At 61.0% G+C, this 16,237-nt stretch carries 18 protein-coding genes; 17 read left to right on the forward strand and 1 reads right to left on the reverse strand.

What is annotated here, in order from left to right; translation table 11 throughout:
• Position 1 precedes the first annotated feature (1 nt).
• From fliO to MF6394_RS12625, 8 genes are all read left to right on the forward strand, one after another.
• Positions 2-436 (forward strand): flagellar biosynthetic protein FliO, encoded by a 435-nt coding sequence (gene fliO, locus MF6394_RS12585; RefSeq protein WP_044274977.1) that lies wholly within the window; start codon positions 2-4, stop codon positions 434-436.
• Positions 436-1,179: a flagellar type III secretion system pore protein FliP gene (gene fliP, locus MF6394_RS12590; protein ID WP_078466773.1), complete on the forward strand. Its 744-nt coding sequence runs from the start codon at positions 436-438 to the stop codon at positions 1,177-1,179. The genes fliO and fliP overlap by 1 nt, the downstream gene beginning before the upstream one ends.
• 4 nt (positions 1,180-1,183) lie before the next feature.
• Positions 1,184-1,453: a flagellar biosynthesis protein FliQ gene (gene fliQ, locus MF6394_RS12595; RefSeq protein WP_003192936.1), complete on the forward strand. Its 270-nt coding sequence runs from the start codon at positions 1,184-1,186 to the stop codon at positions 1,451-1,453.
• Between the two features lie 4 nt (positions 1,454-1,457).
• Complete coding sequence (gene fliR, locus MF6394_RS12600) at positions 1,458-2,243, forward strand: flagellar biosynthetic protein FliR (RefSeq protein WP_003192935.1); 786 nt, start codon at positions 1,458-1,460, stop codon at positions 2,241-2,243.
• A gap of 3 nt (positions 2,244-2,246) precedes the next feature.
• The gene (gene flhB, locus MF6394_RS12605) at positions 2,247-3,383 is read left to right on the forward strand and encodes a flagellar biosynthesis protein FlhB (RefSeq protein ID WP_078466774.1); all 1,137 of its coding nucleotides are present in this window, start codon (positions 2,247-2,249) and stop codon (positions 3,381-3,383) included.
• Between the two features lie 508 nt (positions 3,384-3,891).
• A complete protein-coding gene (locus MF6394_RS12610) occupies positions 3,892-4,122 on the forward strand; it encodes a hypothetical protein (RefSeq protein WP_047711498.1) in 231 nt (76 codons plus the stop codon).
• A gap of 11 nt (positions 4,123-4,133) precedes the next feature.
• Positions 4,134-4,337 carry a cold-shock protein gene (locus MF6394_RS12615; RefSeq protein ID WP_078466775.1) on the forward strand — a complete coding sequence of 68 codons (204 nt, stop codon included), beginning with the start codon at positions 4,134-4,136 and terminating at the stop codon, positions 4,335-4,337.
• 359 nt (positions 4,338-4,696) lie between these two features.
• A complete protein-coding gene (locus MF6394_RS12625; RefSeq protein ID WP_044274970.1) occupies positions 4,697-4,900 on the forward strand; it encodes a cold-shock protein in 204 nt (67 codons plus the stop codon).
• Positions 4,901-4,942: 42 nt separating this feature from the next.
• Here the strand turns inward: MF6394_RS12625 and MF6394_RS12630 are convergent, their stop codons facing one another.
• Entirely contained in the window at positions 4,943-5,197 is a 255-nt protein-coding gene (locus MF6394_RS12630) for a DUF6124 family protein (RefSeq protein ID WP_078466777.1), read from the reverse strand.
• Positions 5,198-5,625: 428 nt separating this feature from the next.
• Here MF6394_RS12630 and flhA point away from each other — a divergent pair, with 428 nt between their 5' ends.
• The 9 genes from flhA (at position 5,626) to MF6394_RS12675 (ending at position 16,225) form a co-directional block, all read left to right on the forward strand.
• A complete protein-coding gene (flhA, locus tag MF6394_RS12635) occupies positions 5,626-7,740 on the forward strand; it encodes a flagellar biosynthesis protein FlhA (RefSeq protein WP_044274967.1) in 2,115 nt (704 codons plus the stop codon).
• An 11-nt stretch (positions 7,741-7,751) separates the two neighbouring features.
• Positions 7,752-9,068, forward strand: a complete 1,317-nt coding sequence (gene flhF / locus MF6394_RS12640) for a flagellar biosynthesis protein FlhF (RefSeq protein ID WP_019818351.1) — start codon at positions 7,752-7,754, stop codon at positions 9,066-9,068.
• Positions 9,069-9,173: 105 nt separating this feature from the next.
• On the forward strand, positions 9,174-10,007 hold the full coding sequence (fleN, locus tag MF6394_RS12645; RefSeq protein WP_003192912.1) for a flagellar synthesis regulator FleN: 834 nt from the start codon (positions 9,174-9,176) through the stop codon (positions 10,005-10,007).
• Entirely contained in the window at positions 10,004-10,744 is a 741-nt protein-coding gene (fliA, locus tag MF6394_RS12650) for an RNA polymerase sigma factor FliA (RefSeq protein ID WP_003192909.1), read from the forward strand. The genes fleN and fliA overlap by 4 nt, the downstream gene beginning before the upstream one ends.
• A gap of 167 nt (positions 10,745-10,911) precedes the next feature.
• Positions 10,912-11,286, forward strand: a complete 375-nt coding sequence (locus MF6394_RS12655) for a chemotaxis response regulator CheY (RefSeq protein ID WP_003192908.1) — start codon at positions 10,912-10,914, stop codon at positions 11,284-11,286.
• Positions 11,287-11,304: 18 nt separating this feature from the next.
• The gene (locus MF6394_RS12660; RefSeq protein WP_003192906.1) at positions 11,305-12,093 is read left to right on the forward strand and encodes a protein phosphatase CheZ; all 789 of its coding nucleotides are present in this window, start codon (positions 11,305-11,307) and stop codon (positions 12,091-12,093) included.
• 11 nt (positions 12,094-12,104) lie between these two features.
• Positions 12,105-14,312, forward strand: a complete 2,208-nt coding sequence (locus MF6394_RS12665; protein WP_044274965.1) for a chemotaxis protein CheA — start codon at positions 12,105-12,107, stop codon at positions 14,310-14,312.
• Positions 14,313-14,360: 48 nt separating this feature from the next.
• Positions 14,361-15,485: a protein-glutamate methylesterase/protein-glutamine glutaminase gene (locus tag MF6394_RS12670; RefSeq protein ID WP_078466778.1), complete on the forward strand. Its 1,125-nt coding sequence runs from the start codon at positions 14,361-14,363 to the stop codon at positions 15,483-15,485.
• Entirely contained in the window at positions 15,485-16,225 is a 741-nt protein-coding gene (locus MF6394_RS12675) for a flagellar motor protein (protein ID WP_003192902.1), read from the forward strand. The genes MF6394_RS12670 and MF6394_RS12675 overlap by 1 nt, the downstream gene beginning before the upstream one ends.
• The last annotated feature ends 12 nt before the right edge of the window (positions 16,226-16,237 follow it).

Consider the following 16,237-nt stretch of genomic DNA (forward strand, 5'->3'; position numbering starts at 1 on the left):
GATGAAGTACGCGATGGCGGGACTGTTGCTGGCGCTGCCATTGAGCGCCCTGGCGGCGGAGCCGGTGGCGCAGGCAGTCACGGCACCTGCGGTCGGCAGCGTCGGCGGGCAGTTGACGCAACTGGTTTTGGGCCTGTTGCTGGTGATCGGCCTGATCTTCGTGCTGGCCTGGCTGATGCGCCGCGTGCAGCGCATCGGCCCGGGCAACGGCCAGGTGATCGAGCTGGTGGGCTCGCGCGCCCTCGGCCCACGTGATCGGCTGGTGCTGGTGCAGGTGGGCGAGGAGCAGATCCTGCTCGGCATCACCCCTGGCCGCATCACCCCGCTGCATGTACTCAAGACCCCGGTGGATGCGGTCAAGACCGAAGCCGCCACGCCAGAATTCGCCCAGCGCCTGATGGAATTGCTGGGCAAGGATCAGAAGGATAAGAAGTAATGCGCGTTTTGTTGACGCTCATGCTGTTGCTGGCCGCGCCGATGGCCCTGGGCGCCGACCCGTTGTCGATCCCGGCGATTACCCTGGGCACCAACGCGGCGGGCGCGCAGGAATATTCGGTCAGCCTGCAGATCCTGCTGATCATGACGGCGCTGAGTTTTATCCCGGCGTTCGTCATGCTGATGACCAGCTTTACGCGGATCATCATCGTCTTCTCGATCCTGCGCCAGGCCCTGGGGCTGCAGCAGACGCCGTCGAACCAGATCCTCACCGGCATGGCGTTGTTTTTGACGCTGTTCATCATGGCGCCGGTGTTCGACAAGGTGAACCAGCAAGCCCTGCAACCTTATCTGGCGGAAAAGCTCACGGCCCAGGATGCGATCGACAAGGCCCAGGGCCCGATCAAGGACTTCATGCTGTCGCAAACTCGCTCCAGCGACCTTGAGCTGTTCATGCGCCTGTCCAAGCGCACCGACATCGCCTCCCCGGACCAGGCACCGCTGACCATCCTGGTGCCGGCGTTTGTCACTTCTGAATTGAAGACCGCGTTCCAGATCGGCTTCATGATCTTCATCCCGTTCCTGATCATCGACCTGGTGGTGGCGGGCGTGCTGATGGCCATGGGTATGATGATGCTGTCGCCTTTGATCATCTCGTTGCCGTTCAAGATCATGCTGTTTGTGCTGGTGGACGGCTGGGCGCTGATTATCGGCACCTTGGCCGGCAGTTTCGGAGGGGTATAGCGCCATGACCCCAGAAGTCGCCGTCGACCTGTTCCGTGAAGCGCTGTGGCTGACCACCCTGATGGTCGCCGTGCTGGTGGTGCCGAGCCTGTTGGTCGGCCTGCTGGTGGCGATGTTCCAGGCCGCCACCCAGATCAACGAACAGACCTTGAGCTTCCTGCCGCGCCTGCTGGTAATGCTGGTGACCCTGATTGTCGCCGGCCCGTGGCTGGTGCAAACCTTCATGGAATACATCCTGCAGTTGTACGGCAGTATTCCGCAGTTGATCGGCTGAGCCGATGCAATCCTTGCTGGCCTTGACCGACACCCAGATCAGTACCTGGGTGGCCTCGTTCATCCTGCCGCTGTTTCGCGTCACGGCCATGCTGATGGCCATGCCGGTGTTCGGCACCACCCTGGTACCGCGTCGCGTGCGCCTGTATTTCGCGGTGGCGATCACCGTGGTGATCGTGCCTGGCCTGCCGCCGATGCCGCCGGTGAACGCCCTCGACCTGAGCGCCTTGCTGCTGATCGCCGAACAGATTCTGATCGGCGCCATGCTGGGGTTTTCCCTCACGTTGTTCTTCCAGGCGTTTGTGATCGCCGGGCAAATCATCTCGATCCAGATGGGCATGGGCTTTGCGTCCATGGTCGACCCCACCAACGGGGTGTCGGCGGCGGTGATCGGGCAGTTTCTGACCATGCTGGTGACCTTGCTGTTTCTGGCCATGAACGGTCACCTGGTGGCGTTCGAAGTGCTGACTGAAAGCTTCACCACCTTGCCGGTGGGCTCGGGGTTGGTGGTCAACCATTTCTGGGAGCTGGTGGGGCGCCTCGGTTGGGTGTTGGGCGCCGCCCTGTTGCTGGTGCTGCCGGCGATCACGGCGCTGCTGGTGGTCAATATCGCGTTTGGCGTGATGACCCGTGCGGCGCCGCAACTGAACATTTTCTCGATTGGTTTTCCCTTGACCCTGGTGCTGGGCATGGGGATTTTCTGGGTCGGCCTGGCTGACATTCTCAATCAGTATCAACCGCTGGCGAGCGAAGCCTTGCAGTTCTTACGTGATCTGGCACGGGCGCGCTGAGCCATGGCCGAGAGCGAGAGTGGTCAGGACAAAACAGAAGACCCCACGGAGAAACGTAAAAAGGACTCCAGGGAAAAGGGCGAGATCGCCCGCTCCAAAGAGCTCAACACCTTCGCCACCATGATCGCCGGCGCAGGCGCCTTGCTGATCTACGGCGGTGGCCTGGCGCTGGACCTGCTGGAGATGATGAAACACAACTTCAGCCTGCCGCGCGAAGTGTTGCTCAACCCCGATGCCATGGCCCAGTACCTGCTGCACTCGGGCAAAATCGCGCTGCTGGCGGTGCAGCCGATCCTGATCACCTTGCTGCTCGCCGCGCTGATCGGCCCGGTGGCCCTCGGCGGTTGGCTGTTTGCCGCGGGCAGCATGGCGCCCAAGTTCAGCCGTATGAACCCGGGTGCAGGGCTCAAGCGCATGTTTTCGGTCAAGGCCCTGGTGGAATTGCTCAAGGCCCTGGCCAAGTTTTTCCTGATTCTGTTCGTGGCCTTGGCGGTGTTGTCGTCCGACATCGACGACTTGCTGCGCATCGCCCATGAGCCGCTGGAGTCGGCGATCATCCACAGCGTGCAGGTGGTGGGCTGGAGCGCGCTGTGGATGGCGGCCGGGCTGATCCTGATCGCCGCTGTGGATGCGCCGATTCAACTGTGGGAAAGCCACAAGAAACTGCTGATGACCAAGCAGGAAGTGCGCGACGAGCACAAGGACCAGGAAGGCCGCCCCGAGGTCAAGCAACGCATCCGCCAACTGCAGCGGGAAATGTCCCAGCGCAAGATGATGGCCTCGGTGCCCGACGCCGACGTGATCATCACCAACCCGACCCACTACGCCGTGGCCCTCAAGTACGACCCCGAGAAGGGTGGCGCGCCGATGCTGCTGGCCAAGGGCAGCGATTTTACCGCGTTGAAAATCCGCGAAATCGCGGTGGCCAACGACATTCTGTTATTGGAGTCGCCGGCATTGGCGCGCTCGATTTTCTACTCCACCGACCTGGACCAGGAAATTCCGGCCGGCTTGTACCTGGCTGTTGCCCAGGTGTTGGCCTACGTTTACCAGATCCGCCAATACCGCGCGGGCAGGGGCAAGCGGCCTGATCCGCTCAAAGACCTGCCGATCCCGCCGGACCTGCGCCGCGATTCCTAGTAGGAGCGAGCTTGCTCGCGAAAAACTCACCGTCGCCGCGTTCATCCTGATTCCCCGCGTTATCTTTACCACCTTCGCGAGCAAGCTCGCTCCTACAACCTGTCAACTTTGACAGTAGCCAATACGCCGCCTTCACTGTTTGATACAGCGATGAGACGTGCAGCCCTGCACGACTCGGGAGGCGGTGATGGATAGGGGTACGGTCAGGTGGTTTGATGCGGTCAAAGGCATCGGCTTTATTGCCCGGGATCGTGACGGCAACCCGGTTGCCGTCCAATCGGCAGGCACGCAATGCAGTGACTTGCCACCCAATCCTCCCAAGCTGCGAAAACCCCGCAAACGCAAGAAATCATCGGATGCATGAATCGCTTGCTGTTCCACCGCTACCACCCATCGGCAGCTCGCGTCTACCTGTCAACTCTGACAGTAGCCAAAGCACGTTCCCCGTTGTTTTATGACTGAACCAGACACTGCACGTATGTAGTTAGCGAAAGGCAGGGAGAGCGGATTGAGCGAGGTCAAAGGGACTGTCAAATCCTACGACTGGATCAGGGGCGATTGGCTGGTCGAATTGGATGAGGGGACAGAAGAGGTATTTATCAATCGCAAGGATTGGCGTTGGATGGCGCTGTCGGTGGGGATGCAACTGAGCTTTCAAATGGTCCATCGGCCCAAGGGCATCTATGCGGTGCCCGTCAGGGGGCATGATCGAGGTGGATTGGGTTCTGAGGAAGGGTAAGGAGAGCGGCAATGGCAACGGGTACGGTGAAGTGGTTTAGCACGGAGAAGGGGTTTGGTTTTATTACCCCGGAGGATGGAGGGGCGGAAGTGTTCGCCCATTACTCGGCAATTGCGTCGAGTGGGTTTCGATCTTTGGAAGAGAACCAAAAAGTAGAGTATGACCTCACACAAGGTCCAAAAGGCCCACAAGCTGAGAATATACGGCCAGTTTAAAAACTGAATCACATGTGGGAGCTGGCTTGCCCGCATTATCCGCTGCTTGCGTTTGATCGTTCCCAGGCTCCCGCGTGGGAAGGCATCGCGTGACCCTTGCGCAGAGCTCAAGTTGTACGCCTGGCTCGAGACGCGGAGCGTCCCAGGCGGCATTCCAACGCGGGGCGTGGGAACGATCGAGGGGGCCGCGTTATTGAAGAGGTATTTATCAATCGCAAGGATTGGCGCAAGACGGCGCTGGCGGTGGGGAGGCGTTTGAGGTTTCAAATGGTCCATCGGCCCAAGGGCATCTATGCGTTGCCCGTCAGGGTGCATCAGCGGGGTGGATTGGGTTCTGAGTAAGGGTAAGGAGAGCGGCAATGGCAACGGGTACTGTGGAGTGGTTTAACGAGGCGAAGGGGTTTGGTTTTATTAAGCCCGACGATGGAAGTGAGCACATTTTTGCCCATTTTTCGGAAATTCAATCGGACGGGTTCAAAAGCCTGAATGAAGGTCAGAAAGTAGAATACGAAGTTAAGTCAGGGACAAAGGGCCCGCAGGCCGTGAATATACGTGCTGTTTGATCGTTCCCACGCTCCCGCGTGGGAACGATCGAGGAGGCTGCGTTATCCGCTGCCTGCGGTGTCCAGCATTCCGCCGTCACCGTGCAGGCGATCAGTCAATAACTGCGCCAGTTCGATCAACTGCGCAACGCCGAGCGACTCCTCTCGTTTCGAACCTTCCAGGTCAAAGGCCAGGTCACAGCTCAAGGCATTGGCCGAAGCGAGCGTTTCGCTGAGGTTGACCAGCAGGTCTTCGCTGCTGATGCCGTCGGCTACGGTAAACAGCCAGGTGGAGGAATTTGGGGCGGGTTTGATCACTGTGAAGCTCCTTTTACTGAAAGGGAGAGGGTGCTTTTGCTCCTAGGTAATCCGGGCCGCGACGCCCGTCCGCTGCGTTTGCAGCGGTGTACGGAGACTAGGGAGCGGAGTTCCTAGGGGCAACCCCAAACCCATGTCGGAAATTTCCTCATCAGTACCGGGTACACACAAATCCAACTGTGGGAGCGGGCTTGCTCGCGAAAGCGGTGGGTCAGTCGGCTTATGTGCCACTGACACTCCGCATTCGCGAGCAAGCCCACTCCCACCGTTTGAAGTGATTTACACCCGTTGGCCTAGTGCGTTTGTGGGGTTCTGCGGGCCCAAAAGCAAAGTTGGAAGGCTTCTTGCAACCCCGCCTCCAAGTCGCCCTCCAGCGTCAAAACTTTGCTTCAAGGACCCGAGGAATACCGGTGGTAGATCGCTCTCAAATGCTCAACACGGCCCGTGGCACCCTGACTGACTTGTCGCGGGGCAATCTGGGTGTGCCGTTGTTGTTGCTGGTGATGCTGGCAATGATGATGTTGCCGATGCCGCCGTTCCTGCTCGACGTGTTCTTTACCTTCAACATTGCCCTGTCCGTCGTGGTGCTGCTGGTGTGCGTGTACGCCCTGCGGCCGCTGGATTTTGCGGTATTCCCGACGATTCTGCTGGTGGCAACCCTGTTGCGCCTGGCATTGAACGTGGCCTCCACGCGGGTGGTGATGCTCCACGGCCAGGACGGCCACGCCGCCGCCGGTAAGGTGATCCAGGCGTTCGGTGAGGTGGTGATCGGCGGTAACTACGTGGTCGGTATCGTGGTGTTCGCGATCCTGATGATCATCAACTTCGTGGTGGTGACCAAGGGCGCCGGGCGGATTTCCGAGGTGAGCGCGCGGTTTACCCTCGACGCCATGCCCGGCAAGCAGATGGCCATCGACGCCGACCTCAACGCCGGCCTGATCGACCAGGGCCAGGCCAAGGCCCGCCGGGCCGAAGTTGCCCAGGAGGCCGAGTTCTACGGTTCCATGGACGGTGCCAGCAAGTTTGTGCGCGGTGACGCCATCGCCGGCCTGTTGATTCTGTTCATCAACCTGATCGGCGGCGTGGCCGTCGGTATGTTCCAGCACGGCATGACATTCGGCGATGCTGGCAAGGTGTACGCCTTGCTGACCATCGGTGACGGTTTAGTGGCGCAATTGCCATCACTGTTGTTATCCACAGCGGCGGCCATCATGGTCACCCGTGCTTCGGGCTCCGAAGACATGGGCAAGCAGATCAGCCGGCAGATGTTCGCTTCGCCCAAGGCCCTGGCCGTGGCGGCGGGCATCATGGCAATCATGGGTATTGTGCCGGGCATGCCGCACTTCTCGTTCCTGAGCATGGCGGCCCTGGCGGGTGGCGCGGCGTACCTGTTCTGGAAGAAGCAGAACCAGGTCAAGGTCCAGGCCGAGCAGGAGATCGCCCGTCAACAGGATCTGCTGCCATCCCCGGCCCGTGCCCAGGAAACCAAGGAGCTGGGCTGGGACGACGTCACGCCCATCGACATGATCGGCCTGGAAGTCGGCTACCGCCTGATCCCGCTGGTGGACCGCAACCAGGGTGGGCAACTGCTGGCGCGGATCAAGGGCGTGCGCAAGAAGCTGTCCCAGGACCTGGGCTTTTTGATGCCCACCGTGCATATTCGCGACAACCTCGACCTGGCCCCCAGCGCCTATCGCCTGACGCTGATGGGGGTGATTTTGGCCGAAGCCGAGATCTACCCGGACCGCGAACTGGCGATCAACCCAGGACAGGTGTTCGGTACGCTCAACGGCATAACCGCCAAAGATCCGGCTTTCGGCCTGGAAGCGGTGTGGATCGAAGTGAGCCAGCGCAGCCAGGCGCAGTCCCTGGGTTACACCGTAGTGGATGCCAGCACCGTGGTCGCCACGCACCTCAACCAGATTCTCTACAAGCACTCCCACGAGCTGATCGGCCACGAGGAAGTCCAGCAATTGATGGGCTTGCTGGCCAAATCGTCGCCAAAACTGGCCGAAGAACTGGTGCCGGGCGTGCTGTCGCTGTCGCAGTTGCTCAAGGTGTTGCAAGCGCTGTTGGCCGAACAGGTGCCCGTGCGCGACATTCGCAGCATTGCCGAGGCCATCGCCAACAATGCCGCCAAGAGTCAAGATACTGCCGCTCTGGTAGCGGCGGTGCGTGTCGGCGTGTCCCGCGCAATCGTGCAAAGCATTGTAGGCACTGAGTCCGAGCTGCCTGTGATCACCCTGGAACCCAGGTTGGAACAAATATTGCTCAATAGTATTCAGAAGGCAGGGCAAGGCCAGGAAGAGGGCGTTTTACTGGAGCCAAGCATGGCTGAAAAGCTGCAGCGTTCGTTGATCGACGCCGCACAGCGCCAGGAAATGCAAGGCAACCCGGTGATCCTGCTGGTGGCCGGCCCGGTTCGCGCGATGTTGTCGCGGTTTGGACGCCTGGCTGTACCGAATTTGCACGTGTTGGCTTACCAGGAAATTCCTGACAATAAGCAAGTGACTATCGTCGCGACAGTTGGGCCCAATGGCTGAGGTAGTGGGTTATGCAAGTTAAGCGTTTTTTCGCCGCCGATATGCGTCAGGCCATGAAATTGGTCCGCGATGAGCTGGGCGCCGATGCCGCGATTATCGGTAACCGTCGGATTGCCGGCGGTGTCGAGCTGACGGCTGCCCTGGATTACACACCCCAGGCGCTGGCCCCGCGCGTGCCGAACATGGAACTCGAAGACGAACTGCGCAAGACCGCCTCGCGTATTGTGTCGGCCCAGGCTGAACTGAGCATGCGTGGCGACAGCGATGCCAGCACCAATCGCCAGTTGTTCGCCGGCCTGCCGCTGACCGCTGCCGAGCCGCTGGTTGAACCCACCTTTGTCGAACCGCCGCGTCCTGCAGCGCCTGCCCCGGCTGCCGCAGTTGACCAGCGCGTGATCGACTCGATGCGTTTTGAACTCAATGGCCTGCGTGAATTGCTCGAGGTGCAGCTCGGCTCGCTGGCCTGGACCCAGCTGCAAGGCAGCAAGCCGCAGCAAGCCAACCTGTGGCGTCGCCTGCAGCGTATCGGCCTGTCCGGCCCGTTGTCCCGCGACCTGCTGGCCTTGACCGCCGAAGTCGAAGAGCCCCGCCAAGCCTGGCGCATGTTGCTGGCGCACTTGGCGCGCATGATCGCCACGCCGGAAATCGAACCCCTGGAAGAGGGCGGTGTGATCGCCATGGTCGGCCCCGCCGGCATGGGCAAAACCACCACCCTGGCCAAGCTGGCCGCCCGTTATGTGCTCAAGTACGGCGCGCAGAATATCGCGCTGGTGAGCATGGACAGTTACCGCATTGGCGCCCAGGAGCAGCTCAAGACTCTGGGCCGCATCCTCAACGTGCCGGTGACCCATGTCGACCCGGGCCAGTCCCTGGCCAATGCCCTCGAGCCGTTGCTGCGCAAGCGCGTGGTGCTGATCGACACCGCAGGCCTACAGGCCAGCGACCCGGCGCTGCGCATGCAGCTCGAAAGCCTGGCCGGGCGTGGCATCAAGTCGAAAAATTACCTGGTGCTTGCAACCACCAGCCAGAAACAGGTTCTTACCGCTGCTTATCACAGTTACAAGCGTTGCGGCCTGGCCGGCTGCATCCTCACCAAGCTCGACGAAACCGCGAGCCTGGGCGAGGTATTGAGCCTGGCCATCAGCCATGAATTACCGGTTGCCTACCTCACCGACGGGCCGCGGATCCCGGATGATCTGCATCTGCCGCGCCGTCATCAGTTGGTCAGCCGTGCCGTGAGTGTGCAAATGCAAGACGAGCCTAGCGAGGAAGCGATGGCCGATATGTTCGCCGACCTTTACCACCACCCGGCTAAACGGGTGGGTTGAGGCAGGATGAACACCGTGAAATGTACCTACATCGATGGTCTGCAAGCGATTCACGCGGCCAAGCCATGTAGCCTGCGTCTAAGCAAGACAAGGTAAAGAAATAAAATGGGCAGCATGCATCCCGTACAGGTGATCGCGGTGACCGGCGGCAAAGGTGGCGTCGGGAAAACTAACGTGTCAGTGAATTTGTCCCTGGCGCTGGCAGAGCTTGGCCGTCGCGTCATGCTGCTGGATGCTGACCTGGGCTTGGCGAACGTGGACGTTCTGCTGGGGCTGACACCCAAACATACCCTGGCCGATGTGATCGAGGGCCGCTGTGAGCTGCGCGATGTGCTGCTCCAGGGTCCCGGAGGCATCCGTATTGTGCCGGCGGCCTCGGGCACCCAGAGCATGGTGCACCTGAGCCCCGCGCAGCATGCCGGGTTGATCCAGGCGTTCAGCGACATCGGCGACAACCTCGACGTACTGGTGATCGACACCGCCGCCGGCATCGGCGAATCCGTGGTCAGCTTTGTGCGCGCCGCGCAAGAAGTGCTGCTGGTGGTGTGCGACGAACCCACCTCGATCACCGATGCCTACGCGCTGATCAAACTGCTTAACCGTGACTACGGCATGAACCGCTTTCGCGTGCTGGCCAACATGGCCCAGAGCCCGCAGGAAGGGCGCAACCTGTTCGCCAAGTTGACCAAGGTCACGGATCGCTTCCTCGATGTGGCTTTACAATACGTCGGCGCAGTTCCCTATGACGAGTGTGTGCGCAAGGCCGTGCAAAAGCAGCGTGCGGTCTATGAAGCGTTCCCTCGTTCGAAATGCGCACTGGCGTTCAAGGCCATTGCCCAGAAGGTCGATACCTGGCCGTTGCCCGCCAACCCGCGGGGGCATCTGGAGTTTTTCGTCGAGCGTTTGGTGCATCAGACGAGCGCAGGACCGGTGCTATGACATCCAGCGGCTACAACCTTTACAAAAAGTCGGCACGTGACAGCCAGGGCGAATTGATCGAGCGCTATGCGCCGCTGGTCAAGCGCATTGCCTATCACCTGTTGGCGCGCTTGCCCGCGAGTGTGCAGGTTGAAGACTTGATCCAGGCTGGCATGATCGGCCTGCTGGAAGTCTCGACCAAATACGACGCCAGCAAGGGTGCCAGTTTCGAAACGTATGCGGGTATCCGTATCCGTGGCGCGATGCTCGATGAAGTGCGTAAAGGCGATTGGGCGCCGCGTTCGGTACACCGCAATACGCGCATGGTCAGTGATGCAATTCGTGCAATTGAAGCAAAAACCGGTCGTGACGCTAAAGATCATGAAGTTGCGGCCGAACTCCAATTGAGTCTCGACGATTACTACGGGATTTTGAACGATACCTTGGGCAGCCGCCTGTTCAGTTTCGACGACCTTTTACAGGACGGCGAACACGAAGGGCTGCACGAGGACGGCGCGAGCGCGCATACGGAGCCGTCGCGCGACCTGGAAGACGAACGTTTCCAGGGCGCGTTGGCCGATGCAATCGCCAACTTGCCGGAGCGTGAGCGGCTGGTGCTGGCGCTGTACTACGACGAAGAGCTGAACCTCAAGGAAATCGGTGAGGTCCTGGGGGTCAGCGAATCGCGTGTCAGCCAGTTGCATAGCCAGTGCGCAGCCCGCTTGCGGGGGCGATTGGCCGAGTGGCGCGCGCGCTGACAGGCAGTGTGGGGACACTGCAGACGCTACCGTGAAACCGCAGGGTTTTGCGGGTGAGTACCGTGGTGCCCTGGGCAGTCCTTTTTGTGTAACGCCTGTTGATTGAAATGGCGCGTCCAGGTGCTGGGCGCGTTTAAGACTGCTTGGAGGTCGAATTGGACAAGAACATGAAAATCCTCATCGTTGATGACTTCTCAACGATGCGGCGGATCATTAAAAACCTGTTGCGTGACCTTGGGTTCACCAACACGGTCGAGGCGGATGACGGCCTGACGGCCATTCCGATTCTCAACAGCGGGAGCATCGACTTTCTGGTGACCGACTGGAACATGCCGGGCATGACCGGTATCGACCTGCTGCGCCACGTGCGCGCCGATGAAAAACTGCGCAGCTTGCCTGTGCTGATGGTGACCGCCGAAGCCAAGCGTGAACAGATCATCGAAGCCGCCCAAGCCGGGGTCAACGGTTACGTGGTCAAGCCATTCACGGCACTGGCCTTGAAAGAGAAGATCGAGAAAATCTTCGAACGCATCCACGGCTAATGCCATCGCGGGGGAGCTATGGAGCATAACGAAACGTCACAGGGCGACTTTGAGTCGACCCTGAAAAAACATGCTCACCAGTTGGTCGACAGCCTGGAAAAAGGCCAGTTCGCCGATGCGGTGCAGTTGATCCATGAGCTTAACCAGACCCGTGACCGCGGCCTGTACCAGGAAGTGGGCAAGCTCACACGCGAGCTGCACAGCGCAATCGTCAATTTCCAGATTGACCCGCGCATGCCCCAGGCCGAAGAAATTTCCCAGATTACCGATGCCACCGAGCGCCTGTCCTATGTGGTCAGGCTGACTGAGGCTGCGGCCAACCGCACCATGGACCTGGTGGAAAACGCCACGCCTCTGGTCAATGGCATGGCCACCGAAGCCCAGGCCTTGAGCCAGGACTGGGGCCGCTTCATGCGCCGCGAAGTCGGTGCTGAAGAGTTTCGTGAATTGGCGCGTCGCGTCGACGGGTTCCTGTCGCGCAGCGAACAGGAAAACCGCACGGTGGCCAGCAACCTCAACGACATCCTGCTGGCCCAGGATTACCAGGACCTTACCGGCCAGGTGATCAAGCGCGTGACCCAGTTGGTCACCGAAGTGGAAAGCAACTTGCTCAAATTGGTGCTGATGGCCGGCCAGGTCGATCGTTTTGCCGGCATCGAACATGACCGCGAAGCGATCCTCTCGGAAAAAGATCCACAAAAACATCTCGCCAAGGGTGAAGGTCCGCAGATTCATGCCGATAAACGTGAAGACGTTGTGTCAGGTCAGGATGACGTAGATGACCTGTTATCCAGTTTAGGCTTCTAAGGAGCACCCACATGAGCTTCGGCGCCGATGAAGAAATCCTTCAGGATTTCCTTGTAGAGGCCGGCGAAATTCTAGAGCAACTGTCCGAACAACTGGTCGAGCTGGAAAGCCGACCGGATGATGCGAACCTGCTCAATGCAATTTTTCGCGGTTTTCACACTGTAAAAGGGGGCGCCGGCTTCCTCCAGCTCCATGAGCTGGTGGAGTGCTGTCACATCGCCGAGAACGTTTTCGACATCCTGCGCAAGGGTGAGCGTCACGTCGACTCGGAACTGATGGACGTAATTCTCGAAGCACTGGATGCGGTCAACGGCATGTTCAGCCAGGTGCGTGAACGTGCACCGATCACTGCCGCCACGCCGGAACTGCTGGCCGCCCTGGCGCGCCTGGCAGAACCTGCCGACACCGCGGCTGCGCCGGTGGTCGAGGCCGCGCCGGAGCCGGTGGCGCAAGCCGAGCCGGACGTGACCGACAGCGAGTTCGAACAACTGCTCAACTCCCTCAGCGCGGTCAAGGCCGAAGCTGAAGTGCCGGTGCAGCCTGCCGCGACGCCGAGCAGTGAAGACATTACCGACGCCGAGTTCGAGTCGTTGCTCGACCAGTTGCACGGCAAAGGCCAGTTCGCGGCGGATGCCGTGGCACCGCCTGCCGCAGCGCCAGCAGCACCCGCTGCCAACGCCAGCACCGACATTACCGACGACGAATTCGAGGCACTGCTCGACCAACTGCATGGCAAAGGCACCTTTGTGGCCGAAGCCCTGCCCGAGGTTGCCGCCACGGCCGCCGCTGCGCCAGCGGCCAGTGCCGCACCGGCCGGCGACGGGCTGATCTCCGATCACGAATTCGAAGCCCTTCTCGACGAGTTGCACGGCAAAGGCAAGTTCAGCGAAGTGGCCCCGGCCGCTGCCGCCCAGGTTGCAGCGCCAGCCGCTGCCACTGCGGCACCGGTTGCTGCCAAACCTGCGCCGGCTGCCAAGCCTGCACCTGCCGCCGCCCCGGCCCCTGCGCGTGCAGCGGCGCCGGCAGCAGCGGAGAAGCCCGCCAGCGAAGCCGAAACCACCGTGCGCGTGGATACCGCGCGCCTGGACGACATCATGAACATGGTGGGCGAACTGGTGCTGGTGCGTAACCGCCTGGTGCGCCTGGGCCTGAACAGCGGCGACGAAGCCATGCAGAAGGCCGTGTCGAACCTCGACGTGGTCACCGCCGACCTGCAAACCGCAGTGATGAAAACGCGGATGCAGCCGATCAAGAAAGTCTTCGGCCGTTTCCCGCGTCTGGTACGCGACCTGGCACGCCAGCTCAAGAAAGAAATCAACCTGGAACTGGTGGGCGAAGAAACCGACCTCGACAAAAACCTTGTCGAGGCCCTGGCCGACCCGCTGGTCCACTTGGTGCGCAACGCGGTCGACCACGGCGTAGAAACCCCGGAAGAACGCGAAGCCGCCGGCAAGTCCCGCAACGGCAAAGTGATTTTGGCGGCGGAGCAAGAGGGCGACCACATCCTGCTGTCGATCACCGATGACGGCAAAGGCATGGACCCGACCATCTTGCGCAATATCGCGGTCAAGCGCGGCGTGATGGACAAGGACGCCGCCGACCGCCTGACCGACACCGAGTGCTACAACCTGATCTTCGCCCCGGGCTTTTCGACCAAGACCGAGATCTCCGACGTGTCCGGGCGTGGCGTGGGCATGGACGTGGTGAAGACCAAGATCAGCCAGCTCAACGGCTCGATCAATATCTACTCGACCAAGGGCCAGGGCTCCAAGATCGTCATCAAGGTGCCGTTGACCCTGGCGATCATGCCGACCCTGATGGTGATGCTGGGCAACCAGGCGTTCGCCTTCCCGCTGGTCAACGTCAACGAGATCTTCCACCTCGACCTGTCGCGCACCAACGTGGTGGACGGCCAGGAAGTGGTGATCGTGCGCGACAAGGCGTTGCCGCTGTTCTACCTCAAGCGTTGGCTGGTGGCTTCGGCTGCCCATGAAGAACAGCGCGAGGGCCATGTTGTGATTCTGTCCGTGGGCACTCAGCGCATCGGCTTTGTGGTCGACCAGCTGGTGGGCCAGGAAGAAGTGGTGATCAAGCCTTTGGGCAAGATGCTGCAGGGCACCCCAGGCATGTCGGGCGCAACCATTACCGGTGACGGTCGCATCGCACTGATTCTCGATGTTCCGAGCATGCTCAAGCGTTACGCCGCACGGCGTATTTGATTCTGGTGGGGCAGGGCGGTCATGCCCGCCCCGCCTAACGGAGTGTTTATGGCAGTCAAGGTCCTGGTGGTGGACGATTCGGGTTTCTTCCGCCGCCGCGTCTCGGAAATTCTTTCCGCTGATCCAACGATCCAAGTGGTCGGCACGGCCACTAACGGCAAAGAGGCGATCGATCAAGCCATTGCCTTGAAGCCAGACGTGATCACCATGGACTACGAGATGCCGATGATGGATGGCATCACGGCCGTGCGCCACATCATGCAACGCTGCCCCACACCGGTATTGATGTTTTCCTCGCTGACGCACGAAGGCGCGCGGGTGACCCTCGACGCCTTGGACGCCGGCGCGGTGGATTTTTTGCCGAAGAATTTCGAAGACATCTCGCGCAACCCCGACAAGGTCAAGCAGATGCTGTGCGAGAAGGTGCACAGCATTTCCCGCAGTAACCGTCGCAGCCTGTTCAGCGCCCCTGCGCCAGCCCCCACGCCTGCGCCCGCAGCGGCGCCGACGTCGTCGTTTGCGCGCCCGGCCCCTGCGCCCGTGGCCCGGCCTGCGGTAGCGCCGGTACGTGCTGCCGCGGCGAGTGCCCATTCGCCGGCGCCCAAGCGCAAGGCTTACAAGCTGGTCGCCATCGGTACCTCCACCGGCGGCCCGGTGGCCTTGCAGCGGGTGTTGACCCAACTGCCGGCCAACTTCCCGGCGCCGATTGTGCTGGTGCAGCACATGCCGGCGGCGTTCACCAAAGCCTTCGCCGAGCGCCTGGACAAGCTGTGCCGCATCACCGTCAAGGAAGCCGAGGATGGCGACATCCTGCGTCCTGGCCTGGCACTGCTGGCGCCGGGCGGCAAGCAGATGATGGTGGACGGGCGGGGCGCGATCAAAATCCTGCCGGGCGATGAACGCCTGAATTACAAACCGTGCGTGGACATCACCTTCGGTTCTGCAGCCAAGTCCTACGGCGACAAAGTTCTGGCGGTGGTGCTCACCGGCATGGGCGCCGATGGCCGTGAAGGTGCGCGCCTGCTCAAGCAGGGCGGCAGCGCCATCTGGGCCCAGGATGAAGCCAGTTGCGTGATCTATGGCATGCCCATGGCCATCGTCAAGGCCGACCTGGCCGATGCGGTCTACAGCCTGGACGACATCGGCAAGCACCTGGTGGAGGCCTGCCTCTGATGGATGTGTTGAGCCTGATCGGCATCACCATGGCGTTTGTCGCCATCATTGGTGGCAACTACCTGGAAGGCGGCCACCTCGGCGCCTTGGCCAACGGCCCGGCCGCGCTGATCGTGATCGGTGGCACCGTGGGTGCGGCGTTGTTGCAGTCGCCCCTGAGCTCGTTCAAGCGTGCCATGCAGATTCTGGTGTGGATCATTTTTCCGCCACGGGTTGACCTGGCAGGCGGCATTGATCGCGTGGTCAATTGGAGCCTCACCGCTCGCAAGGAAGGCCTGCTGGGCTTGGAAGGCGTGGCCGATGCCGAGCCCGACAGCTATGCGCGCAAGGGCCTGCAACTGCTAGTCGATGGTGCCGAACCGGAAGCGATCCGCAGCATCCTCGAAGTGGATTTCTACACCCAGGAAAGCCGTGACATCAATGCGGCCAAAGTCTTTGAAAGCATGGGCGGCTACGCGCCGACCATTGGCATCATCGGTGCGGTGATGGGCCTGATCCACGTGATGGGCAACCTGGCCGACCCTTCGCAACTGGGCAGCGGCATTGCCGTGGCCTTTGTCGCCACCATCTACGGCGTGGCCAGTGCCAACCTGGTGTTGCTGCCGGTGGCCAGCAAGCTCAAGTCGATTGCCATGCGCCAGTCGCGTTATCGCGAAATGCTGCTTGAAGGCATCCTGTCGATTGCCGAAGGCGAAAACCCGCGCTCCATCGAATTGAAGCTTCAGGGCTTCATGGATTGATGGGGAGGAACT

Source organism: Pseudomonas sp. MF6394, from assembly GCF_002018845.1.
GTDB classification, from domain to species: domain Bacteria; phylum Pseudomonadota; class Gammaproteobacteria; order Pseudomonadales; family Pseudomonadaceae; genus Aquipseudomonas; species Aquipseudomonas lactis.